Genomic DNA, 24011 nt, shown 5'->3' with positions numbered 1-24011 from the left:
TTCGCTTGATTTCTTGCTACCTGCTGTGCGCAACCGGATGTTTCGGCTGATACAAGCCGATCGCGCCGAGCCCAGGCACTCGCATCGATACAAGTATCCCCCACCCTCGATCGATCGGTTCGCCCTCGAACTCGACGCTTTTTGATTTCAGCTCCCGGATCGTCCGCTCGATGTCGTCGCACATGAAGTACAGCCCGTGCCGCCCCGCCTGATGGGGCTCCGCAGGGTGCGCCGCGATCTCTCCCGGCGGCAACGCGAAGATCAGCCAGCCCCGCCCCGCATCGACGCTTCCGAACCCGAGCACATCGCGAAAGAACGCCCGCGCCTTCTCGGCATCCTGCGCATACACGATCGTGTGAATGCCGTTGATCATGCCCGTTTCCATCTCCCTTCAGCCGCGACGCTTGAAATACTGCACGGCGCGCTCGTGCTTCTCCGCCGCCGCACGCGTTGAAAACGTGCCCAGGTTCCTGCGTTTGCCCGTCTTGGGATTCACCTTGCGCGAATAGAGCCGGTACTTGCCCGAAGACAACTTGCGGATCATCGGAGGCGCTCCTCCCGCGATTCTACTTCGCCGGCTTGAATTCCGCGGCACAATCTTCGTGCTTCTGTGAGGCGTAGTCGACGAGCCACGCTTTCGCGCCCGCGTCCGATTTCACGTACGCATCAAAGAACGCGCCGCTGTACGACTCGATATTCAGCACGTGCGCGTTCACCTCCGGGTCCGTTCCGCCGCTCTTTTCCGCGGCCTTCTCGCGCACGCGATCGCGGATCCGGTCGCGCAGCCTGCCGAGCGACTTGTTCTCCGACTCGCCGGTCCCGCCGAGCGCAGCGCTTGTCCCCGGTCCGCCGAATGTCATATGCCCCGCGCCCTCGATCGTGAACAGGTAGTCATCGACCCCTCGCACGCTCTCGAATCCCGTCCGCCGCCACGAGGCCGATCGCCCCCCGCTGCCGTAGTCCTTCGTTCCGGTGAGAAAGAGCACGGGCGCACCGAAGTTGTTCCACGATTCCTTCGTGATCCCCATCGTCCCCGCCCCCTCGGGCGACATCGGCAAAACCGCTTTCACGCGCGGATCGCGGAACGAAACCGACTTCGCTTCCGGAAGATCGACCGTCATCCCGCCGATCGCCATCGCCGTGTACGCGCCGAAAGAGTGACCCGCGACGCCGATCTTCTCCATGTCAACAAGCGCCGCGAGTCTCGGGTCTTTCGCCGCGCGATCGATCACGAATGAAATGTCCTTGGGCCGGTTCCGCAGATTGTCGGGGTCGGAAATCCCCGCCTGCAGCCAGCCTTCTCCATCCTCGTTTTTCTTCCCCAAACCGTGCGTACTGACCCACTCTTTCAGCGCCTGCGTGTCGCTCCCGTGGTGCGTCGGCGCGATCACGATGTACCCCGATTCCGCCATGTGCTTCCCGAAATAGCCGTACATCTCGCGCGATGCGCCCAGCCCGTGCGAAAACACGATCAGCGGCAGCTTCCCTTTCTCCGCTCCCTCTTGCGATTTCGGAATGTACATCCGCACCGGAATCTCGCGCCCGCGCGCCTCATCGCGCCACTCCGCATCGACGATCGTCACCTCGCGCTTCGGCTCGCTCGGCTTGTACAAATCCCCCGCCAGCGCGCGCACCGCGCTCACCACCACAACCAGCGCAACAAGCAACTTCCTCATCGCAAGACCCTCCCAAATCACAACGCGGTCCCCCACTCCCGATTGCTCACTCAAAAACAAAGACCGGAACCCTTCGGCTCCGGTCTTCTCTATTCATCAGATTCTCGGACAGCCCTGATTCTCAGACATCGAATCTCCGAACGTTACGAATTCTCGGAAAGCGCACGTCTTCGAACAGCGCCGATGCGCAGACGGCGCCGGACTTACCAGCCCCCGCCGCCGCCACGGTTTCCACCGCGACCGCCGCCACCGAATCCACCACGACCGCCGCCGCCGAATCCGCCGCGACCGCCGCCACCCGCTTCGCGGGGCTTGGCTTCGTTCACGGTGAGATCGCGGCCGTCGATGTTCTTGCCGTTGAGCGCGGACATCGCGGCTTTGGCGTGTTCATCGTTCGCGAATTCGACGAAGCCGAAGCCGCGCGGGCGGCCGGTTTCGCGATCCATGACGAGAGTCGCCGAGGAGACATCGCCGTGCTCGGAGAAGATCTCGCGGAGGCGCTGCTCGGACGTGCTGAAAGAGAGATTGCCGACATAAAGCTTCATGACGCTTTCCATCCTGCCCTTGAAACTGAACGTGAGACCGGTGCTTGAACTCGGGCGGAGAAAGCGTCGGGAGACCTGAACACTCGAGCCAACATTGGCCGGGCCTGAACAAGAGTCACGTCGTGATTATAGCAATTCGAAACTAAAAACAGGTTTCAATTCGGGTAATTGGGCGCTCATCATGAAAACGCTTCCATCGCGTTTTTCCGACGGAAATGCGTCGTCGCGTGCTTGAAGAGCCCCCTCCGTCATCGCTTCGCGATGACACCTCCCCTTTGGCAAAGGGGGAGGACAAAAAATGAAGCAGGTGAAACGGGCGCGGAACTCGGGCGCGTTCGCGAGTGCTGCGTGCGCGTCGCAACTTGTCAATCACATCCAGCGCGCGACGACGACTTTGCTTTCGGTCCAGAACTTGGCCGCGTCTTCGCCGTTGGCGTGGAGGTCGCCGAAGAAACTCTGCTTCCAGCCGGCGAACGGGAAAACCGCCATCGGCGCGGGGACGCCGACGTTGATCCCGATCATGCCGACCTGCGCGTGGGTCTTGAAGCGGCGCGCGCTGTAGCCACTGCTCGTGAAGATCACGCCCATGTTGCCGTAACGGCTTCGATTCATGGTCGCGAGCGCGGCATCGAGCGTCGATTCGCGCACGACGCTGAGCACCGGACCGAAGATTTCCTCGTCGATGATCTTCATCCCGGGGCGCACCTGATCGAAAATGGTCGGACCGACGAAGCAGCCTTTATTCGGCATTGGACACTTGCGTCCGTCGAGCACGAGTTTCGCGCCGTCCTGCTCGCCGCTGGCGATGAAACCTTCGATGCGCTTTTTGCTGGCATCATCGATGACAGGTCCCATGCCGACGCCCGACTCGGTTCCGGCGGCGACTTTGATCTTTTCTGCCGCGGCTTTGAGCTTGGGGATCAGCCACTCGCCCGTGTCCCCCACTGCAATGCACACGCTGCCGGCGAGGCAGCGCTGGCCGCTGTTGCCGAAGGCGCTGCCGACGATGCCTTCGATCGCGGCGTCCTGGTTTGCATCGGGCATGATGACCATGTAGTTTTTCGCGCCGCCCATGCACTGGGCGCGCTTGCCCGCGGCGGTCGCGGTCTTGTAGATGTGCTGCGCGACTTTCGTCGAGCCCACGAAACTGACGGCCTTCACATCTTCGTGCGTGATCAGGTGATCGACGACGGCGGGGCCGCCGGTGACGAGATTCAGAACGCCCGCGGGGAGACCGGCTTCGTGCGCGAGTTCGACTTCGCGGATCGCGCTGAGCGGCACTTTTTCGCTGGGCTTGAGGACGAAGGTGTTGCCGCAGGCGACGGCCATCGGCCACATCCAGAGCGGTACCATGACGGGGAAGTTGAACGGGGTGATTCCGACGCAGACACCGAGGGGCACGCGATCGACAAAGGAGTCGATGCCCACTCCACTCTTGTCCTCAGTGCGGCAGAAGGAACTGCTGACGGCGATTTGCGGGAGGGTTTTGCCCATCATGAGTGTGGGCGCGGCGCAGGCGAACTCGACGCAGTCGATGCCGCGGCGGACGTCGCCGCGTGCTTCGGCCATGGTCTTGCCGTGCTCCTGCACGATGAGCGAGGCGAGTTCTTCGAAGTGCTTTTCGAGGATCGCCTTGTACTTGAACATGAACTGGCAGCGGTCGCCGACGGGCGTCGCGGACCAGGATGGAAATGCTTCGTACGCGGCCTGCACCGCGGCTTCGGCGCTGCGCTTGGCATCGAGATCGACCTGCGCGATGGTCTCGCCGGTGGCGGGGTTGATGACGGAGTGGGAAGCGGCGCCTTCGGCTTGAGCGGCGGTGCGCTTGCCGGCGATGAATTGGTCGACTTTGGGTGAAGGCATGTGGTGGCTCCAGCGAAGAGTGGGCGTCTTTATGTTGTGTCAGGGGAAGTTTAGGGGAGAAATGGCCAAAGAGCCAAAGTTCCAAAGGGCCAAAGAAAGGCGGGGTCACCGCAGAGGCACAGAGAAAAATGGGAGAGGGGATTGGGGAGAATTCAAATGGCCAAAGGGCGGAGGATTCAAATTGCCAAAGGGCCAAAGTTCCAAAGGGCCAAAGAAATGCAGGGAGTTCACCACGGAGGCGCGGAGACGCAGAGAAGACTGGGAAATGTGCGGGAAAAGAAATGGGGAATCGCAAATTCCGGATTTCGGATTGCGATGGGAAGCGGAGTGCGCGGGAGGCGCACTGATCGCGTCGTGACGCGATCAAGGGGACGAGCGGGCGGATTGTTTGGCGCGGGCTCGGTTGCCGGACGCTCTGGTGGCAGGGGAACTTTTGAGGCGTGATCGTTTGTTGAGTGCGTTTGGAGCGGAGGGCGACTTGTGTGGTCGCGTTCTGCGCGTTGCTTGCTTGCCAGTTGGTTCGGAGCGATTCGACGCGGGGGCGGCTGGCGCTGGGGCATTGGGTTCGATGACAGAAGGTTGTGCGGGGTCTCGAGGCTGCGGGGTGTTTGCGGACAAGACGCACTGATCGCTCGGAGCAGCGAGCTGTGACATGGCGGGCACCGGGGGCACGAGAGGCACGGGGGGCGCGGGTTCTTCTTTGCCGACGTGGTTCTTCAGCTCGAGCACTTCGAGGTTGGTGGGATTTGCATCATCTTCCCAGCAGACGATGAGATCGCATCCGGCGGGGTCGTGATTGAAGCGGCTGGTGACGAATTCGAATTCGATGCGCAGGCGGCGCCACTTGCCGTCCTTGCCTTTGCGTTTGGCTTCGCAATCGGGGTAGCCGGTGCGCACCATTTCGATTCGGAAGCCGAGTTTCTTGGCGAGGATGCCGAAGAGGAGCACGACGCCCTGCTCGTTGACGGGTGCGTGCGCCATGTCGCAGCAGTGGATCGGATCGCCGTAGAAGAGTTCGTCGGTGCGGGGGCGGGGCTTGATTGGAGGCTTGGATGGGGCGGGTGTACCGCGTGAAGGATTTGATGAGACGGATGGGACCGATGGGGCTGATGGGAGTGATGCGATGGGTGATTCGTGAGGTGGGTCGGAGTTGGGGTCGGAGTTGATGATCGGGTGGCGTGTCGATTGGACGGTTGATTGCGCCTCCGATTGGGCTTGCCATTGGGCGGCGCGTTGATTCGCGGCGATTTCGCGGCGGCGATCGGTGGCGGACCGGTAGCCGCAGGATCGGATGAAGTCGTCGTAGCCGCGGAAGAACTTGCGGTAAGGAGGCGTCGCCTGGCGGACCGCGCGGGCGAACTCATCGCGCGAGGGGGCGAAGCCGTCGGGGGAGGCGAGAGCGTGCAACTGAGATTTGAGTTGTTCGAGTTCGCGTGCCGCGGATTCAGAGAGGCGTTGGGAGGGCGGGTGTGGGAGGAATGTCGGATGTGGGATGTCGAATGGCGGATGTGAAGAAGGGGTCGGGGATGTTGGATGGGAGCGCGTTGGGGATGCGAGCGCGGCGTCGCTGGAGCGGCCGGGCTGCTTGGGGGGTTGGTCAGCGGTCTGCGCGGGAGAGATGTTTTTGGATGGCGGATGTGGGATGTGCGGTGATTTCGGAGGTGCGATGTCGGGTGCCGGAGGTAAGGCGGCAGATTGGCCAGCGGCAGAGTGCTCAGGGGCAGTCTGCATTTCGGGCGCGGCTACGAACGCGGAGCTCGGGCCGACTTCGGAAGTGGGCGGGGCGGGAGATGGAGAGTCGCCGGTGGAGCCGGGCTGGAAAGGGGGCGTCGAGAGAGGGGGCTGGATTTGGGGCGTGTGGACGGAGCTGCCGCGCTGGTCGGAGGGCTGGAACATTTGGTAGATCCTGTAGAGGTGCGGGGAGATTTCGGGGCGCAGCGAGCATCCTACCAAATCCCGTACCGTGATGCAAGGGGGAATTGGGGATATTTTGCAAGTCGCTGCTTTTCGGAGATTTACGAAAGGCGTTGGCGAGTATTTTCGGGCTGCGATTGCCTCTCAGAACGACCTAGCGGGAAGGCGTCTTCTTCGGCGGAAAAGCAAAGGCACACGCTGATCTCTCAATGCGAAGATCAGAGTGGAACGATGCGAATGATCCTCTCCGACGCGTGGCTGGAACCAACGTCATGGCCCTGCCCACGACTTTCGGACACCGTTGAACCTCGGTTATGGTTCGACAGGAGTCCGATTATGGCACGCAAGGTGTACACCCGGGAGTTCCGTGAGACCGCCGTCCGGCTGGCGTCGCAGCCGGATGTCTCGGTCGAGAAGGTGGCCAACGAACTCGGCATCACCGGCTGGACGCTGCGGCGTTGGATGAAGCTCGATCTGCCCGTTCCCGCGCCGACCTCTCAATCTCAGGTTCCCAAAGAGACCGATCTCCAGCAACGCATCCGCCAGCTCGAAGCCGAGAACAAGCAGCTCCGCATGGAGCGCGACATCCTAAAAAAAGCGACGGCGTTCTTCGCGAACCAGCAGCCGTGAAGTACGCCTTCATCCGCGATCATCTCGCCGGCCTCTACCCGGTCCGAGTCTGCTGCTCGGCGCTGCGAGTCAGCCGCTCCGGGTACTACGCCGCGCAAGATCGCGGCGATTCTCCGCGTCGGCAGCGGCATCAACTGCTTACCCGTCAGGTCCGTCTCGTGCACGAAGAGACGCGGCAGGCCTACGGAAGCCCGCGTCTGTGCCGCGAGCTGCGGAGAAGAGGCATCCCGAGGCGCGCCCACCCCCAAGCCCCCTCCCACAGGGAGGGGGTTCCGGAAGCGGGCAAGGCCGCGGGAGCGCAGAGTTGCGCACGAGCAAGTTGCACCCGCAGGAAAGACACTCCCTTCCCCCAACCCCTTCCCTCAGGGAGTGAGCTTCGGAAGTGGCGCCGCGGGTAATGAGTTGAAGACATGACTCGGCGATGCGAAATGCGCGCCCTTGGTGTCGATGAGACGTCAAACCATGCTCTGGCGCGCGCGAATTGACGCAATTCTTGCCGAAAACCCGACTAAACCGGGGCTCGCGGAACGAGAATGGGCGGGGGGTCGGAAGGGACTTTCAATATACTTTTGATGGCGCGCTCCAGCCCACGATATGAACGCGTGCGCTTCGGGCGCCAGTCCGCACAGGGAACCACGACGCATGTCCAAACCATCCTTTGCCAACAGTCTGTCGGGACGGATTCTGCTGTTTGGCGTTCTGCCCACGGTCCTCGTGATTGGTGCGATCGTGGCGTGGAGCGCCGTGGAAACGTATAAGAGCCTGCGGACTGCGGAAGAGGAGGTTCTGGCGGCGGATGCGCGGGGTGCCGCGGTTGACCTCAACGGGCGCAACGATCGCTGGAATCTGGTTGCCGCGATCTTGGCGCAGAGTCAGCCGGGGGGGATGTTCGGCAAGCGGAGCGAATCGCTTGAGTTTATCCGCCATGTGAACGCATTGAACGACCGGACATTGAACACGTATTTCGTCTACGAACCAAATGCGGACGGAGCGGATGCGTCGTCGCTTAAGTCGGACTTGCCGCGGGGCGCCATGGATTCGTCGGGCAGGTTCTGTCCGGTGTGGACGACGGTGAACTGGGAGCAGACAAAGGGGAAGGGCGACACGCTTTCGTCGGCGACAGGGATGGACACGCTCGAGTACTACCAGGGACCGAAGCGAGAATTCGGGAAAACGGGGCGGGCCGATGCGCTCATGACCGAGCCGCGGGTAGTGGGGAGTGCGACGGTCGTGTCGCACGTCTATCCGATCGTGATCGACGGGAAATTTCAGGGAATCGCGGGCGTGGATCGGGACCTGCGGAAACTCGAAGAGCTCGCGAACGGGATTAAAGCGCGATCGGGTGCGGATGTGATGGTTCTCAGCTCGGGCGGACGTGTCGTGGCGTCAACGGTCGAGGCGCGCTCCGGAACCGAATCGCTGGAAATGAAGCCGATCGCGGAGACACCGTTTGGTTCCATGGCGAAGGGCTGGATGTCGGTCACAGCGGGAGGTTCGGTGGACATGTTCGATGAGGTCGACCCGACCCTGAACGAGCCGTGCATCTATGGCGTCGAGCGAACGGCGACAGGAGGCTGGACGATTGTGGTGCGGCGGACAAAGGCGGAAGTGATGGCGCCGGCGCGCGCGGCCCTTCTGCGGAATGTCGCGATCGGGGCAATCGGTACCGCGATCGTGGCGGTGCTGCTGCTCCTGGTCACGGGGGGCGTCGTGCGTCGGGTCGGACGCGCGGCGAGTGCCGCGGACCGGATCGCGCGGGGAGATTTGACGCAGGAGATTGAGGAAGCGCGGAGCCTCGACGAGACGGGGCAACTGATGCGTTCGATGCGCACCATGGACGGCAGCCTGAATTCGCTGGTCGGTGACGTGAAGCAGGCGGGGATCCGGCTGAACTCGACGGCGACGGAGATTGCGGCGACCAGCAAGCAGCAGGAAGCTTCTTCGGCGACGTTCGGCGCCGCATCGAACCAGATCGCGGCGGCGGTGAAGGAGATTTCCGCGACGGGTCAGGACCTCGTGAAGACTGTGGATTCGGTGAGCCGGATGGCGGCGGAATCGGCTTCACTCGCAACGAGCGGGCGTGCCGGGCTCCAGAGCATGGAAGCGGTGATGCGCGAGCTTGACGGCGCGACGGCTTCGATCGCGGACAAGTTGAACGCGATCAACGAGCGCTCGCAGAAAATCACGACCGTCATCACCACGATCACAAAGGTCGCGGATCAGACCAATATTCTCTCGATCAACGCGGCGATCGAGGCGGAGAAAGCGGGCGAGTACGGGTCGGGTTTCCTCGTGATCGCGCGCGAGATCCGGCGGCTCGCGGATCAGACCGCGTCGGCGACGCTCGATATCGAGCAGATGGTGCGGCAGATGCAGGGGGCGGTTTCGGCTGGCGTGATGGAGATGGACCGGTTCAGCGATCAGGTGAGGCGTGGCGTGCGCGACGTTGTTTCGGCGGGATCGCAGATGACGGAGATCATCGACCGGGTGAATCGAAGCACCGACAGCTTCAAGCAGGTGAACGAGTCGATGCAGGCGCAATCGGAGGGAGCGCAGCAGATCAGCGATGCGATGAATTCGCTGGTTGGCAATGCGAATCAGACCGTTCAGTCGGCGCGCGAGTTTGGGCGTGCCGCGACGGATCTGCAATCGGCGATCGCGCTGCTGCGTGATGCTGTGTCGAAGTTCAGGCTGCGCGAATAGGGGGAAGCGATGAGTTCGCTCGCGGTCATCTGGCGCGCAGGAGGGCTGGTCTTCTCGACGGCGGTCGCCGACGTGGTGGAAGTCCTTGCGCCGGTGCAGGCGGAGCCCTGCTCGGCGGTTCCGGGATGGGTGCGCGGGCTCTTTGTCTATCGCGGAACGCTCATTCCGCTGGTGGATGTTGCGGGCCTTCTCGGTCGCAACCCGCAGGAAGACCGGATGTCGAACCGTGTCATCGTCGTCCGCGTCGGCGAACATGCCGCGCTCGAACGCGCGGGGCTCTGGGTTGAAAACGTGCTCGAACTCGATCGGCCCGCGTTCGAGGCGCCCGGCTCGCACCCTGGCTTTTGGGTCGAGCAGTCTCGCTTCCTGGGCAAGGTCGCTCAAACCCGCTACGGAGCGGTGCAGGAAGTCCGGCCTCGCGAATTGTTCACGCCGGAACAGGCGGAGCTGCTCTGGTCGCGGGTGAAAGCGGGTGCCGCGTGATGCGCGTGCAGCGATGGCTGAGCGAGCGGATGTCGCTCGACGCCGATCTGATGCGCGGCGCGGGCTTTCGCGCGCTGCTCGACGAGCGTTTGCAATCACTCGGGCTCTCGACCGAAGACGAGTATCTGTCGCTGCTCGAGCGCTCGCCGGAGGAAGCCGAGCGCATCGCGGGATCGATCGCCGTTCCGGAAACCTGGTTCTTTCGATACCCCCACTCCTTTGGCTTGCTGGTGGAGCAACTTTCGTCCAAACTCGCTTCAGGGGCCGCTTCACTCCGCATGATGAGCATCGGGTGCGCCACGGGCGAGGAGCCGTACGGGATGGCGATGGCCGCGGCGTACGCGGGCTGGCCGGATGAGCGCGTGACGATCGACGCGATCGATCGGAGCGGCGCCGTGCTGGAACGCGCGAGGCAGGCCGAATACGGATCGTTTTCGCTCCGGCACGAGATTCCGGCGTGGGCGATCCAATTCTTGCAGCATGAACCGGGGCGGATCTTGGTGGACAAGCAGATTCGTGCGATGGTTCGATTCCGGCGCGCCGATGCGCTTGATGCGGGAACGCTCGGCACGGCGGGTGCGGATGTCGTTTTCTGCCGCAATCTGCTCATCTATCTCAGCGCGGGTGCACGGGCACGGTTGCTGACGTCGATCACCGACTCGCTCGTCGAGGGGGGCCTGCTCTTTGTCGGGCACGCCGAACAGATGCTGGCGATCGGGACGGCGATGAAGCGGCTCGAAGCACCGCACGCTTTTGCACTCGAACGCGTCGCACCGACACTTACGAAGCAGACATCGCGGAGCGAAACGCCGGACCGCGTATCACCGGCGTTTGGTCCGCCTCAGATTCGGCGTGCGGCGGTTTCGAGTAGCACGACCGCCGCAGCACGCCCGCCGGTCGAGGTAATCGCGAAGCACAGCCGCCCGGAGCCCGGTCTCGAGGAGGCGCGGACGCTGGCGGATGAAGGGCGCACCATCGAAAGCGAAGATTTGATCCGGCGGATCCTGGCAAAGAAGGGCCCGAGCGCACCGGCGCTCGAACTCTTGGGTACGTTGCGGGGCGCTGCCAACGATTCCGCCGGCGCGAAAGCGCTGTTCGAACAGGCGCTGTATCTCGAACCCGCACGTCCCACTGCGCTGCTCCAGCTCGCCATGATCTTCGAGAAAATGGGAGATCAAGCCATGGCCGACCGCTTGTGGAATCGGCTGCGTCGCGTTCAACCGAACGGCAAAGATGGTGAGAAGCCATGAGCGCGAGCACACCACCCCCACATTTCGGCAGTCATTCGGATTCGCTGTTTCGGCTCCTGGAGCGACCGCTTCTTGAATCGGATGTTCGCGCTTCGACCGAAGACGCCGCAAGCCCGGCGGAAACGGGGGAGCGCGGGCGGATCGGCGTCGTGCTGTTCGGACTCGGAAACGAGTCGTTGGCGCTACCGGCGAGCGTCGTGCGGCGGGTGACCGCGTTCGCCCAGCCCGTTCGCATCCCGCATCGGTCGGGCGGAGTGTTGCGTGGTGTGTGTAATGTGCGGGGTGAGCTGGTTCTTTGCGCCGATCTGCGGCGGCTGCTCGGAATGCCGGCGCGAGAAGATGCGAACACCGAGCCACTCCGAACGATGGTCATCGGTCCCGCCAGCGCCGCGTGGGCCTTTGAAGTGGATGCGCTGCACGGGATCGGACGGGTCGATCCATCGGCGCTCGCCTCGGCGCCCCTCACCGTAGAGCATGCGCTCGGCGCGTTCGTTGCCGGGCTGGCGGAAGTCGACAATCGGCCTGTGACCGTTCTTGATGGCGAACGAATCCTGGCCGGGTTCAAGGCGGCACTCGCATGAGCGATGACGGCGGCTTTGCGGGCGTTTCGATGCTCGAGCTCTTCAAGCTCGAGGCGGAATCGCATTGTGCCGCGCTCACCGAGGGCTTGCTCGCGCTCGAGAAGAACCCTGGCGACACGTCGGTTGTCGAACCGCTGATGAGAGCGGCGCACTCGGTCAAGGGCGCGGCACGGATCGTCGGGCTGGATGTGGTCGTCACGCTCGCGCACGTGATGGAAGAATGTTTTCTTGCCGCCAAAGCCGGACGCGAGAAGCTCACAGCGGCACGCGTGGATCAGTTGCTGCGCGGCGTCGACGTGCTCGCGGAAATCCGGGCGATTTCCGAGTCGGAGCTCGGCGCATGGACCTCGTCTCAAGCGAGTCGGATCGATGCGCTTGTTGCAGAGTTGAAGGCTCCCGCGCCCGCAGGCGCCGCGCCGGTTTCGTCCCCACCGCCCGCGGCACCGGCTTCCGAGTCGATCCCCGCTGCTTCCTCACCTTCACCTGTTTCCGCACCGGCCGCGGCGCCGCCTGCAACGGCTACATCACCGTCCCCTGCTTCTGGGCCGGCGCGCGAAGCGCCGAGCGAAGGGAGCGCCACGAGCGTGCGCGTCGCGTCGGATGTACTGAACCGGATGCTCTCGCTGGCAGGGGAATCGACGGTCGAAGCGTCGCGGATGCAGGGGCTGCGTGCCCTCTCCGAAAACTTGCGATCCCGCGAGCGTGCCCTCGAGAACGGGATCGAATCACTGCGCGAGCAGGTACACGAGGCGAGACGCCGCGGGAAGCCCGAGCAGAGCGACGCCGAGCTCGACACGATGCTCGAATCTCTGGGTACCGAGACCGGCCGCCTGCGCGGGGCGGTGCTCGAACACTCGGCGCGGTTTGATGAGACGATGCGGCGCGTGGAAGAGTTGTCCGGCGCGCTCTACACCGAAGTTCTGCGGAGTCGCATGCGGCCTTTCACGGAAGGGACGACCGCGTTTCCGCGCATGGTGCGCGACATCGCAAGACAACTCAACAAGAGCGTCGAATTCACGCTCGTCGGAGGAGGGGTCGAAGTCGATCGCGAGATACTGCAGAAACTCGAGTCGCCTCTCACGCACATGATCCGCAACAGCCTCGATCATGGCGTCGAGCCCGAAGCCGAACGCATCGCGCTGGGCAAGCCACCCAAGGCGACGATCAAGCTCACGGCGCGCCACCAGAGCGGCATGCTCGTCGTCGAAGTCCAGGATGACGGACGCGGCATCGACCCGGACGCTATCCGGCGGAAGGTCGTCGAACGCAAGATGGTGGACGAGTCGACCGCGGCGAAGCTCTCGAAGCAGGAACTGATGGAGTTCCCGTTCCTGCCCGGATTTTCAACTAAGCAGTCGGTGAGCGAGATTTCGGGGCGCGGCGTGGGGCTCGACGTTGTGATGTCGATGGTCCAGGGCGTTTCAGGGACGATTTCGCTCGAATCCGATCCGGGCAAAGGCACGTGCTTCGTGATGCGACTGCCCGTGACTCGCTCGGTGCTGCGGGCGGCGCTCGTGCGCATCGGCGGGCAGTTGTTCGCCGTGCCTCTCGCGCGTCTGCACCGCGTAGTTCTGGTCGCACGCGAAGATGCGCGACCGGTACAGGGACGGCTCCAGTTCACGCTCGATGAGCAGTCGGTCGGCCTGCTGCGGGCGAGCGACATGCTGGGCGGCGAGGCGCCAGACCAAAGCAGCGCTGTGCTGTCGGTGCTGGTCATCGGCGGGAAGAGCGATGACTTGTGCGGGCTCATCGTCGACGAGTTCTGCGGTGAAGAGGACCTCGTCATCCGTCCGATCGATGCTCGACTCGGCAGCGTGGCGCACATCGCGGCGGCTTCGATCCGCGCGGACGGGCTTCCGGTTATTGTGGTGGATGTGGATGATCTCCTCCGCTCGGTCAAGCAATCGCTGCAGGAGGGCAAGCCACTCGGAGTGATCACAAAGCAGGGCGGAGCGGCGCACGCGGCGCGTCGGCGAATCCTTGTCGTCGACGACTCGATCACCGTGCGCGAAGTGGAGCGCCAGTTGCTCCAGCGGCGCGGCTATCACGTGGAAGTCGCGGTTGACGGGCGGGAAGGTCTGAACGCACTGAAAGCCGGGAAGTTTGATCTTCTTGTCACCGATGTGGATATGCCGCGGATGACCGGAATCGAACTGATCCGCGCACTCCGGAAGGAATCTCGTTTCGGCGAGTTGCCGGTGATCATCGTGTCGTACAAGGATCGGGAGGAGGATCGGCTTGCGGGACTCGAAGCGGGGGCCAACGCCTATCTGACCAAGAGCAGCTTTCATGACGACTCGTTGATTCGCATGGTGGAAGACCTGATCGGAGCGCCGGTGTAATGCGGATCGCGATCGTGAATGATTTGAGGCTTGCGATCGAGGCGCTGAGGCGCGCGGTCACCACGATTCCGGGAGCGACAATCGCATGGATCGCCGAGGACGGCAAGCAGGCCGTAGACAAGTGCGCCACCGATGTGCCGGACATCATCCTGATGGACATGATCATGCCGGTGATGGACGGCGTCGAAGCAACGCGCCGCATCATGGCGAAGACTCCGTGCCCGATCCTGGTCGTCACCGCGACCGTCGAAGGGAACTCGAGCAAGGTCTTTGAGGCGCTCGGCGCGGGCGCGCTCGATGCGGTCGAAACGCCGGGGCTCGGCGCCGGGGGCGGAGTCGAACGCGCCGAAGCGCTCGCACGCAAGGTGCAGGCGATCCGGATGATCGCGGGCGCCGGGAACACTGAGGCCGCGTTGGCTCCGATGTTCGACCCCAACCGAACGCTGGCACCGACCCCGCCGCTTGTTGCCATCGGGGCTTCGACCGGCGGCCCGATGGTGCTCTCGCAGATTCTCAATGCGTTGCCGCGCCCGCTGCCGTGGCCGGTCGTGATCGTGCAGCACGTCGATCTGCAGTTCGCACCCGGGCTTGCTTCATGGCTCGGCGCGGAATCGGGTCAGGCGATCGGCATCGCGACCGCTGGAGAATCGCCGCGTGCGGGGCGGGTTGCGATCGCCGCGACCGGCGATCACCTTGTGCTGGATCCGGGCGGAAGGTTGATCTATTCGCCGCACCCGAAAGAGGCGGTGTTTCGGCCGTCGGTGGATGTGTTCTTCGAATCGCTGGCGGCGCCGCAGGTTTCGCGCGGCGTCGCGGTCGTCTTGACCGGCATGGGAAGAGACGGCGCGATCGGGATGAAACGATTGCGAAAAGAGGGCTGGCACACGATCGCCCAGGATCGCGCGAGCAGCGTGGTGTGGGGGATGCCGGGAGCGTGCGTCGAATCTGGCGCGGCAATCGAGGTTCTTCCCCCCGGTCAGATCGCCGGCGCGATCATCCGCGCCATGACGAAGGTGACGGGGCGCGCATGAGCGAAGAAAACAAGCAAGCCGCGGCACCCCCGGAAGATGGCGCGATCGTGCTGCTCGTCGATGACCAATTGATCATCGGTGAGGCGGTGCGTCGGATACTCGCCGGGCAAGAGGGAATCCGATTTCACTTCTGCCAGAAGGAACAGGAAGCGCTCGCGATCGCTGCGAAGATCGGCCCGACTGTCATCCTGCAGGATCTGGTCATGCCGGATGCCGATGGATTGGACCTCGTGACGCGGTATCGCGCGCAGGAAGCGACAAGCCGGACGCCGATCATCGTCTTGAGTTCGAAGGAAGAAGGAGAGACCAAGGCGCAGGCGTTTGCCAATGGCGCGAACGACTATGTCGTCAAGTTGCCCGACGGTGCGGAATTGCTGGCGCGAATCCGGTACCACTCGGGAGCGTTCCGCGCACAGCAGCGCGCGCGGGCGTACGCGGATTCGGAACGGCGACGAATCGAAGCGGAGAGACGAGCGGAATCGGTGAACGCCCGCAACACGCTGATCTTCGCCCTCGCGAAACTCGCGGAAAGCAGAGACACGGACACCGGCCTGCACCTGGAGCGCATCGCGGCGTACAGCCGCGTGCTTGCGGAGCAGCTTCGCGCGAAAATGCCCGAGTTGACGGACGAATGGATTCTCAACCTTCAATTGGCGTCGTCGCTGCACGACATCGGCAAGGTGGGGATTCCCGATGCCGTGCTGCTGAAACCCGGGAAACTCACGCCGGAAGAGCGGACCGTGATCGAGAAGCACCCGGCAATCGGCGCGGACGCATTGAGCGCGATCCTCGCCCGTCAGCCCTCAGACGACCTTTTAAGGATGGCGCGAAACATCGCCGCAAGCCATCACGAGCGCTGGGACGGCAACGGCTATCCGGGAAAACTGGCGAAGGACCAGATCCCGCTCGAGGCGCGGATCGTGAGCGTGGCGGATGTGTACGACGCGCTCACATCCAAACGCGTCTACAAGCCGGCGATGCCGCACGAGGAGGCGGTGAAGATCATTGCAGGCGGGAGCGGAACGCAGTTTGATCCGGTGGTGGTCGATGCGCTGCAAAAATCGGAGATGGTGTTCCGCCTCGCGGGAAGCCAGTTCCATGATGAACAGGGCAATGGAGAGGGTGCTGACGCGAAACAAGCGAGCAAGGAGTCGGCATGAACCAGGTCGAATCCAATCCGATGACCGCACCGGTCCCTGCTCCGGCTCTCGACACCTGCATCGTGCTGCTCGTGGATGATCAGTTGATCATCGGTGAGGCCGTGCGCCGGATCCTCGCCGGGCAGGAAGGGATTCGTTTTCATTTCTGCCAGAAGGGGCAGGATGCGATCGCGACCGCCGCGAAGTTGAACCCGACGGTCATTCTGCAAGATCTGGTCATGCCCGATGCCGACGGGCTCGAACTCGTGAAGAAATATCGCGAACAGGATGCGACAAGGCTGACGCCCCTGATCGTCTTGAGCTCGAAGGAAGAGGGCGCGACGAAGGCCGAAGCATTTGCTCGCGGCGCGAACGACTACATCGTCAAGCTTCCCGATCCGGTCGAGCTGATCGCCCGCATCCGGTATCACTCGCGGGGTTATCTCTCCCTGCTCCAGCGAAATCAGGCATTTGAAGCGCTGCGTGCAAGCCAGGCGGCGCTGGCCAACGAGCTGCACAAAGCGGCGCAGTATGTCCGATCGTTGCTGCCCGAACCGATGAAGTCGCCTCTCTCGATCGACTGGCGATTTGTGCCTTCGGCGTCGCTGGGAGGAGACTGCTTCGATTACTTTCAAATCGATGACGATCACATCGCGATGTATGTGCTCGATGTGTGCGGGCACGGCGTCGGCCCGGCGCTTCTCGGCGTTTCGGCGATGAACTCTCTCCGCACGAGCAGCGTGACCGGCGCCGATCTTCGCGAGCCATCGAGCGTGCTCGAGCGGCTGAACGCGTCGTTCCCCATGAGCACGCACGGCGGCATGTTCTTCACCATCTGGTACGGCGTGTTCAAGCGCAGTTCGCGAACACTGACGTACTCAGGAGGAGGACATCCGCCCGCGATGCTGATCGAACGCGGCGGAACCGGCAACCCGATCCGCGAATTCGAATCGCCCGGCCCGCCCATCGGCGTGGTCCCGGACATGACATTCGAGTCGAACCGCGCGGAACTCCCCGCCGGGTCTTCTCTTTTTCTCTACAGCGACGGCGCGTTCGAAGTCTTCCCGACCCCCGGTAAGGTGTGGGGCGTGGAAGGCATCCGCGCGTTCATGGAAGCGCAGGACGTGCGGACCGCTTCGTGCCTCGACAACCTGTACGAAACGGTGAAAAAAATGACGGGCTCTGAAATCCTCGCGGACGATTTTTCCGCCGTGCTGGCGCGATTCAGCTGATTTCGCCCCGCAAAGTCGGCCCCGATTCGATTGCCCTTCGCACCTTCGTCACCTACGCTTGCCCCTCTCAGGCCCCGTCGTCTAGCCTGGTCTAGGACACCACCCTTTCACGGTGGGGACATGGGTTCGAATCCCATCGGGGTCATTGGTTCACCGCTCGCAGAATCGCCCTGCGAAGCATTTCCCGACAAAACAAGCTCTTTTTCAATTCTTGCCGACGCTGCTGGCGCGGGCTGTCGGTCCGTGTGATGCTGTGACTGCGCCGCATTTTGCGCCGCTTTTTCGTTGGCCGCTGGGATCAGTGCCCGTTCGAAGTCTTCCGGTCGGGCTTGCCAGTAGTGCGCGGTCGCGACCGCAACGCCGTGCCCCATCCATTCTGCGGCGACGTGCTGGGGGAAGTCGGCCGCCAGCTCGCACGCTCGCGACGAGCGGAGATTCTGCCAGAGCCGCGGCCAAGACGGGATCGCGGCTCGCTGGATGAGTCGCTCGAGTTGCGTTCGAAAGTTCGTCGCGGTGCCGCGTGTCTTGTTGATGACATACACCGCACCCTCGGGAGCTGCATCGAACGCGGCCTGCAGCGCCGGCGCAACTTCAGGAAAGATCGGGATCACGCGGGACGGCTTGTCCGCGCCTTCGGTCTTGGGCGATGTGATACTCATTCGCCCCGTGTCCCAATTGATGTGCTCCCACTTCAGGAGCAACGCTTCGGAGGGGATCCGCAAGCCGCCGTATCGAGCCAGGAGAATCAAGAGGCGGAACTCGGGGTCCTTTGTCTGAGCGAGAACCTTCGAGATCGTCTCGCGCGGAACGAATTGCAACCGCTCGCGATTCTTCATTCCGCCGGCCTTGATCGCCGCGAATGGGTTTGCCTGGATCCAGCCCCAGAGAACCGCTTTCGCGAAGATCGCCTTCGCAACCTTGATTCGCTTCGCCGCGGTTGCTGGCGCCAAGCCCGACTCCGTGAGCGACCTTGCCCAGAGCGCGGCCGGGAGTGGGCCAACCGTCTCGATCGGGGCCTCGAGCTTGAAGTACGCTTCGAGACTTGTGCGGGTCTGGAGGAGCGTCGTCATCGTAGACGGTTTCACGTTGATCGAGGCAAAGAACGCATCCAGGAGCTTGGCGAGAGTCGCGGCCTCTTTGGCCTGCGACTTCACCCGCGGAGAGACCAGTTCGACCCTTGCGAGCCTGGCGTGAAAGGTATCGTCCAAACCCGCGACCCACTTCGAAAGATCGGCATCGAGAGGCTCGCCCGTAAGCATGTGGGATACAAGCGATTCGACGCGGCGATTGATCGTGCGGGCGAGCGACATTTCCATCCGGCCGAGACGGATCCGCCGGCGATCCGTCGCCGACAAAACGAACTCGATTCTCCGCAGACCGTTCGCCTGTGTCACGATGCTGGCCATCTCAACCGCCTCCCTGTTTTTCGCCGAGAGCCTTCAGGAATCGCTGCTTGGAGATCCTCGCAACTCCGCTCGCTTTCACCGCAGAGATTGCGTTCTTCATCGTTTTCGTGCGGGCCTCCACAAAGCTGGCATGCGCCTCGGTGTTGTGGATCTCAACGATCGTGGTGTTCCTGGTCTGATGGATCTTGCCGCGGCCGCGGTAGATCTTGTAGCGGACGGAAGGATCCTTTTGACCGTAGAGGCCGCCGATCACGATCGCATCATTGGTCTGCTGGAAGCGCTGCAGCTCGAGCTCCGCTCGGGCGCGGTTCCGCAGGATCTTCCGGTAGAACGGCTGACTTGTTCTTCGCTCGCTTTGATAGCGCTCGTCCATGTGCCGCCAGAATGAAACCGAGTCCATGAGCCTAGCGAGATAGGTCGCCGCGTATCGGCTCCGCTTCGTCGGTGTGAGCAGGAACGGACCAAGGCCGGCGGCATTCGCCGCTTCGCCAAGGTTCCGCTTGAACCGGCCCGTATCCGTCGGCGCCGTGGCGAAGGCGCGACGAGCGACCAGCTGCGCCGCGGCGATCGCGACCTCTCGCCGCGCGAATGCTCGCCGGCTGAGGATTCGGCGGTACCGAGCTTCCCATTTCGATTTGTCGATGCTGATCGTGAACATGTTTTCGCCGTTCAGTCAGAGTGAGCCGCCGGCGCTGATTGGCAGCGCGGGCTCGGATGACTCACAGGGAAGAAAAACCCGCCGGCACTGCGGACCGTCTGACTCTGCAATGCCGGCGGGGTGAACTCGGAAACCGTCTCGCACAAGCACGCGAAGCGATCCGATCTCCGAGCTGGGTGCTGATTGCTCATCGGGGCGATTCATCGAGCGGGTAGCGGCATTGTGAGCGCAGCCATTCGATCTCCGGTCGAAGCCAGGAGCGATTCGATTGCCGCACCTTGTTCGATCGTGCCTCCGAGCTCCGATAGCCGGGCTCGAAGCCCGCTGATCTCCCCCTCAATTGCCGCGATGTTCGCGCGATCCTTTTCGATCGACAGGCCCAGCCGCTCCTTGGCGCTTGACTCCGAAGACTGGGCAAGCTCGAGCTTCTCTGTTGCGGCGCTAAGAGCGACCCGCACCCGCTCGTGTTGTGAAACCCTTGACCGGACGGTATCCGCTTCGGCCTCGAGCGTTTCGAGCTGTCGCTTCATGGCCAAAACCGCGGTTTCTGTTTTGAGATCGAGCTTCGCGAGAACCACGCTCATGTCCCGCTTCGCTGACTCAACGTCTTCGGAGGCCTCTCTAACCTGATCCTCCGCTCGGCCGATCGCCTCCTCAGCGCCCTGGATGGATCCGCGCAGCGTTGTGGCGTTCTGCTCTAGTCGCTGCACTTCCATTTTCAAGTCTTCGACCTTCGCGGCATCGGCGCTCGGCTTGTGCGATTTCTGCTCTTTTCGCAGAGAATCCTGAACCCGCCGGAATTTCCGCAGGTCTTCGACGAGCATCATCGCGCGATCGTTGATCGGCTTTTTCGAATCCTGAAGCCATTCGTGCGCCATCACGACAAGATCTCGCGGCGCCTTGCCGAGTTTGTTGAGAATCGCTTCGAGCTCTTTCCGTCCAGTCGCAATCGAACCGCCGGCGGCTGCCGCCGTCGTGCCGGCGGACGGAACGTTTGTCGGCTCCGGAGCGGGAGACTGAGCGAGCTGGGGAGCGGTTGCGGGTTTCTTTTTCGTTGCAGTCATGAGATGCCTTTCGTTGAAGAGGGGAGATCAATGACGGACAATTCGACCAGTCGCCGGCGAACTCTCGCGCTTACCCATTGACAGCGCCCAATCTGGCCGAGCAAAATGTTGTGCCGGCCCATCGCTTCCATGATGCCGAGCAGCTGCATTTCGATTTGGGCGGCTCGTTTCTGAGCGACGAAATCCTCGTCGCGAGCGCTTCCATGGAGCTGATCCGCAGCCGCCAGCTTACGAACCGCCCGCTTCCGCAGGATCCTCGCGGCATTCCTGGTGTCGGCATCGTTCGATCGCTTTGCATCTTCCTCGAGCCTTGCCGCGGCCTCACTCGCCTCGTCGGCATTTGCCTTGGCCTGGTGAAAGACTTCGGCGCGTTTGACGAGCGGCGCCATGGCGGTTTCAAGCCGCCCCTGGAGCTCCAGAATCTGGCGTCCGACATTCGCCGGCGCCGATTCCGATGCTTGAGCTCGCAAACGTCCCTCAATCTCTCCGAGTCGATCGAGTCGCTCTCGCACCCGACAAACTCTCGCGATGAGATCGACCAGCTCCGATGACTGTTCGGAATCGGACTCGGGCCCGGATCCGGGATCGGCGCCCGCGGCACGGATCGCGGGTCCGACAAGATCGGGCCGGCAATCCTCGAGTACTTTCAGACCCAGAAGATCTTCCGCTTGAGCAGGCCGCGCTCGAGAGAATCTTCCGAGCCTGTTGCTTGCGTCGTTTTTTCGATGACTTCAAGTGGCATATTCAATATCCGTATGTGGCCGAAATCGTGCCGCCAGGCGGCGGAAGTCTCGCGATCAGTTCTTTGAGGATTCGCTCCTGGATGTCTTTCATTTGCTCGAGCGGGCGTTCCGCCGGCTGCGCCAGCATGGCGAGCTGTTGGGCGAACGTGGCGCCGCCGACGGACCCGGAGAGCGAGTGATAAGCGACGTTTCTCGATTCGATCTGCTTGCGCATCTCGTCTTCGGCCATGTATCGGGAGTTGATCGATGCCGCCTCGTAGGCCGATTGGTTTCGATAGAACCCGATGAGCCCTCGCTTGGCATCCAGAGTGAGCAAGTCGCTGTTCTCGATTTCGCGGATCCGATCTCGAGTCTTGGATTGGAGGCGCATGAGATCGGCGCCCTTGCTGTCTCCGAGCAGTTCCTTCAGCCTGGCGGTTTCTTCGTCGCGCTCCCGGTTGAACTTTTCCTGCGCCGCGAACCACTCATCCCAGGACTTGGCGGATTCCGCAACGTCCTTTTCGATCTCGGCGACCTTGGCTTTCGCCAGGTCGAGCGCTTGTTTCTTCGCGAGCGCTTCGGCCTGCCGCTCCGTGCCCTGGGTGACTGTCGATTCACCAGCTCGAACGGTCTCCCACTGATCGGCGATCGCCCGCTCTCGGACGCTATCCATGCCGGCATAGATACGGCGGCCGTACCGATAGTTTCCCAGCGGGCCCGTGAGCAGCTCGCCCCATGAGGGAATGAGTCCGCGGTCTTCGGTGTTCGCCTGGTAGAACTTCAGCCGATCGAGAAAGCTCATGCTGCGGAGACTCTGCTCGTATTCCAATGCGGTGTCATTGAGCTTCTGAAGCGACTCGGCTCGCTTGGCGAAGACATCGGCCCGAGAGTCGGCCGATTCGCCCCGAAGCGCTCGGATCTCCTGGTTGGCTGCCTTGGTTGCCTCGATCGCGATTTCGGAGAGAGTGACCTTCAGCTTCTGACCACGAGTCGACATCTCCTCGAGCTCTTTCGACAGCTGAACAATCTGCGAAGCAACGCCGAGCGCTCCGAAGCCGGCGAAGACATTCCGGAGCTGCCCGAACCCGCGGCGCACGTGGTCTGTGGTCCGAACAAGTCCATTGAGCCGGGCGTTGACGCGATCGACGCCGCGTTGGAAATCCGAATCGTCGGCGCCGATTGCCGTTTTGAGATCAGCCATGAATCGTTCCTTCCTGCTCGCGGGCCGCTGGCCGGTCCGCGGGCTTGCCGGAATTAGCGATCGCAACGATCGCCGCCTTCAGGTGGGGCTCGAGCAATGGCCATTGCTCGAGGAGCTCGGCGAGTTGGCGGTCTTCTCTGCGCTGTTCGTGGTTCGCCGGAAGCGATTCGCGGTCGGCGCAAAATCGTCGTTCTGCGCCTCCGCGAAAACTGTTCGAAAACGCCGAGAAATTAGGGCGAGTGACAGACCCCATCGGGGTCATTCTCTCGGCGTCTCCAAACGCCTCAAGGGCCTTCGGGCGCTCTTTTTGGGGGCTGAACGAGGCGTGACCGGCCTTTGCGGGCTCAAAGATGCCTGTTGAGACCACCGCCCAACCAATCCACCGCTTCGTCTGCGAGCGCGAGACCGGCGCCACGAATTACCTGACCGAGCGTGACTTGCCCAGTTTCCGATAGAGCGCCTCATACCGCGGCACGATCGCGTCTGCGGAAAACTTAGACGCGGCATCGCTTTCCGCCGCCTTCCCGAGTGCCGCCCGACGCGAGGTGTCCTTCAAAAGCGTGTCGATCGCGCCCGCGAGCGCCGCGACATTTCCGAACGGCACAAGCAATCCCGTGCGGCCGTCGGTGACGACCTCCGGAATGCCGCCGACGCGGGTGCTCACGCTCGGACACGCGAACCACATCGCTTCGAGAATGCTGAGGCAAAAACTCTCCGATTCCGATGCGATCAAGGTCAGGTCCGCCGCCTGCATGAACTCCTCGATGTCGAACACGCGGTGACGGACAACGACCTGATTCTCAAGCCCGAGCCGCCGCACGATCGGCTCATACTGCTCAAAGCTCTCTCCCGCGAGCACCAGAAACTTGAACGACTCCCGAGACGAAATCCGAGACAGCGCCTCGAGCAAGAGATCCATCCGCTTCCCTGGGCGCAGATTGGAGCTGTGCAGCAGCAGCGCCTGACCCGGCGCCATGCCCAATTCAGCTCGCACCTCGTCGCGGGAGCGCGACGGCCGCTTGGGGACGAAGAAATTCGGGATCACCTCGATCTCGCGCGCAACTCCGAGCAGCCGCCGGGTCTCCTCCGCCAGGAAGCCCGAAACCGCCGTGACCGCATCCGACGATGCGAGCGCATGCCGGAGCGCGGGCGCGTAACCCGGGTCCTTTCCCATCAACGTCGTGTCCGTTCCGTGCAGTGTCGTAACGACCTTCGGCTGCCTGCCTTCCGGCAACATCCAGCGCGCGAGAATCGCCGCGGTCGCATGCGGCACGGCGTAGTGCACATGCAAAATATCCAGCGCAAATCGCTCGCTGACTTCGGCCATCTTCACCGAAAGCGGCAGCGTGTAGTCCGGATACTTGAAGAGCCCGTAGTCGTTGATCGCAACCGGATGAAAATGAATCCGCTCCGAGGGCAACTTCAACCGGAATGGCTGCTCGTAACTGATGAAGTGGACTTCGTGGCCCCGCGCTGCGAGTTCTTCGCCCAGTGTCGTCGCGAGAATCCCGCTCCCGCCCACCGACGGATAGCACGTGATCCCGACGCGGCATGTGCGAGAATTCGTCATA

21 protein-coding genes and 1 tRNA gene are annotated in these 24011 nt (G+C 62.9%); 10 read left to right on the top strand and 12 right to left on the bottom strand.

The window, feature by feature from the left end:
• Positions 1-16: 16 nt before the first annotated feature.
• The 6 genes from KF691_07535 to KF691_07510 form a co-directional block, all read right to left on the bottom strand.
• A complete protein-coding gene (locus KF691_07535) occupies positions 17-373 on the bottom strand; it encodes a VOC family protein (protein ID MBX3389294.1) in 357 nt (118 codons plus the stop codon).
• Between the two features lie 18 nt (positions 374-391).
• The gene (locus KF691_07530; GenBank protein MBX3389293.1) at positions 392-544 is read right to left on the bottom strand and encodes a hypothetical protein; all 153 of its coding nucleotides are present in this window, start codon (positions 542-544) and stop codon (positions 392-394) included.
• A gap of 22 nt (positions 545-566) precedes the next feature.
• Positions 567-1676: an acetylxylan esterase gene (locus KF691_07525; GenBank protein MBX3389292.1), complete on the bottom strand. Its 1110-nt coding sequence runs from the start codon at positions 1674-1676 to the stop codon at positions 567-569.
• Positions 1677-1879: 203 nt separating this feature from the next.
• The gene (locus KF691_07520) at positions 1880-2221 is read right to left on the bottom strand and encodes an RNA-binding protein (protein ID MBX3389291.1); all 342 of its coding nucleotides are present in this window, start codon (positions 2219-2221) and stop codon (positions 1880-1882) included.
• Between the two features lie 369 nt (positions 2222-2590).
• A complete protein-coding gene (locus KF691_07515) occupies positions 2591-4084 on the bottom strand; it encodes a CoA-acylating methylmalonate-semialdehyde dehydrogenase (GenBank protein ID MBX3389290.1) in 1494 nt (497 codons plus the stop codon).
• A gap of 363 nt (positions 4085-4447) precedes the next feature.
• Positions 4448-5491, bottom strand: coding sequence for a hypothetical protein (locus KF691_07510; GenBank protein MBX3389289.1), 1044 nt, complete (start codon positions 5489-5491; stop codon positions 4448-4450).
• A gap of 843 nt (positions 5492-6334) precedes the next feature.
• Here KF691_07510 and KF691_07505 point away from each other — a divergent pair.
• The 10 genes from KF691_07505 to KF691_07460 all read left to right on the top strand — a co-directional run bounded on the left by KF691_07505 (position 6335) and on the right by KF691_07460 (position 17534).
• A complete protein-coding gene (locus tag KF691_07505; protein ID MBX3389288.1) occupies positions 6335-6628 on the top strand; it encodes a transposase in 294 nt (97 codons plus the stop codon).
• Between the two features lie 642 nt (positions 6629-7270).
• Positions 7271-9331, top strand: coding sequence for a methyl-accepting chemotaxis protein (locus KF691_07500; GenBank protein ID MBX3389287.1), 2061 nt, complete (start codon positions 7271-7273; stop codon positions 9329-9331).
• Positions 9332-9340: 9 nt separating this feature from the next.
• Positions 9341-9814, top strand: a complete 474-nt coding sequence (locus tag KF691_07495) for a chemotaxis protein CheW (protein MBX3389286.1) — start codon at positions 9341-9343, stop codon at positions 9812-9814.
• Positions 9814-11064: a hypothetical protein gene (locus tag KF691_07490; GenBank protein ID MBX3389285.1), complete on the top strand. Its 1251-nt coding sequence runs from the start codon at positions 9814-9816 to the stop codon at positions 11062-11064. The genes KF691_07495 and KF691_07490 overlap by 1 nt, the downstream gene beginning before the upstream one ends.
• Positions 11061-11645: a chemotaxis protein CheW gene (locus KF691_07485; protein MBX3389284.1), complete on the top strand. Its 585-nt coding sequence runs from the start codon at positions 11061-11063 to the stop codon at positions 11643-11645. Before KF691_07490 ends, KF691_07485 begins: the two co-directional genes overlap by 4 nt.
• Positions 11642-13987, top strand: coding sequence for a hybrid sensor histidine kinase/response regulator (locus tag KF691_07480; protein ID MBX3389283.1), 2346 nt, complete (start codon positions 11642-11644; stop codon positions 13985-13987). Before KF691_07485 ends, KF691_07480 begins: the two co-directional genes overlap by 4 nt.
• The gene (gene cheB, locus KF691_07475; protein ID MBX3389282.1) at positions 13987-15018 is read left to right on the top strand and encodes a chemotaxis-specific protein-glutamate methyltransferase CheB; all 1032 of its coding nucleotides are present in this window, start codon (positions 13987-13989) and stop codon (positions 15016-15018) included. Before KF691_07480 ends, cheB begins: the two co-directional genes overlap by 1 nt.
• On the top strand, positions 15015-16178 hold the full coding sequence (locus KF691_07470) for a response regulator (protein MBX3389281.1): 1164 nt from the start codon (positions 15015-15017) through the stop codon (positions 16176-16178). The genes cheB and KF691_07470 overlap by 4 nt, the downstream gene beginning before the upstream one ends.
• Entirely contained in the window at positions 16175-17389 is a 1215-nt protein-coding gene (locus KF691_07465; GenBank protein MBX3389280.1) for a SpoIIE family protein phosphatase, read from the top strand. The genes KF691_07470 and KF691_07465 overlap by 4 nt, the downstream gene beginning before the upstream one ends.
• Positions 17390-17459: 70 nt before the next feature.
• Positions 17460-17534 (top strand) — tRNA-Glu (locus KF691_07460).
• On the opposite strand, the gene KF691_07455 is transcribed toward KF691_07460, so the two are convergent.
• The 6 genes from KF691_07455 to bshA all read right to left on the bottom strand — a co-directional run bounded on the left by KF691_07455 (position 17497) and on the right by bshA (position 24010).
• On the bottom strand, positions 17497-18795 hold the full coding sequence (locus tag KF691_07455; GenBank protein ID MBX3389279.1) for a site-specific integrase: 1299 nt from the start codon (positions 18793-18795) through the stop codon (positions 17497-17499). The genes KF691_07460 and KF691_07455 overlap by 38 nt on opposite strands.
• 1 nt (position 18796) lies before the next feature.
• Positions 18797-19453, bottom strand: a complete 657-nt coding sequence (locus tag KF691_07450) for a hypothetical protein (protein MBX3389278.1) — start codon at positions 19451-19453, stop codon at positions 18797-18799.
• A 200-nt stretch (positions 19454-19653) separates the two neighbouring features.
• Complete coding sequence (locus KF691_07445) at positions 19654-20517, bottom strand: hypothetical protein (protein ID MBX3389277.1); 864 nt, start codon at positions 20515-20517, stop codon at positions 19654-19656.
• Entirely contained in the window at positions 20514-20987 is a 474-nt protein-coding gene (locus KF691_07440) for a hypothetical protein (protein ID MBX3389276.1), read from the bottom strand. The genes KF691_07445 and KF691_07440 overlap by 4 nt, the downstream gene beginning before the upstream one ends.
• Before the next feature lie 274 nt (positions 20988-21261).
• The gene (locus tag KF691_07435; protein MBX3389275.1) at positions 21262-22440 is read right to left on the bottom strand and encodes a hypothetical protein; all 1179 of its coding nucleotides are present in this window, start codon (positions 22438-22440) and stop codon (positions 21262-21264) included.
• 418 nt (positions 22441-22858) lie between these two features.
• Positions 22859-24010: an N-acetyl-alpha-D-glucosaminyl L-malate synthase BshA gene (gene bshA, locus KF691_07430; protein ID MBX3389274.1), complete on the bottom strand. Its 1152-nt coding sequence runs from the start codon at positions 24008-24010 to the stop codon at positions 22859-22861.
• Position 24011 lies beyond the last annotated feature (1 nt).

It is taken from the genome of Phycisphaeraceae bacterium, assembly GCA_019636555.1.
In the GTDB taxonomy this organism is placed as follows: Bacteria; Planctomycetota; Phycisphaerae; order Phycisphaerales; family UBA1924; genus JAFEBO01.
This window is presented reverse-complemented; position numbering and strand designations above follow the sequence as displayed.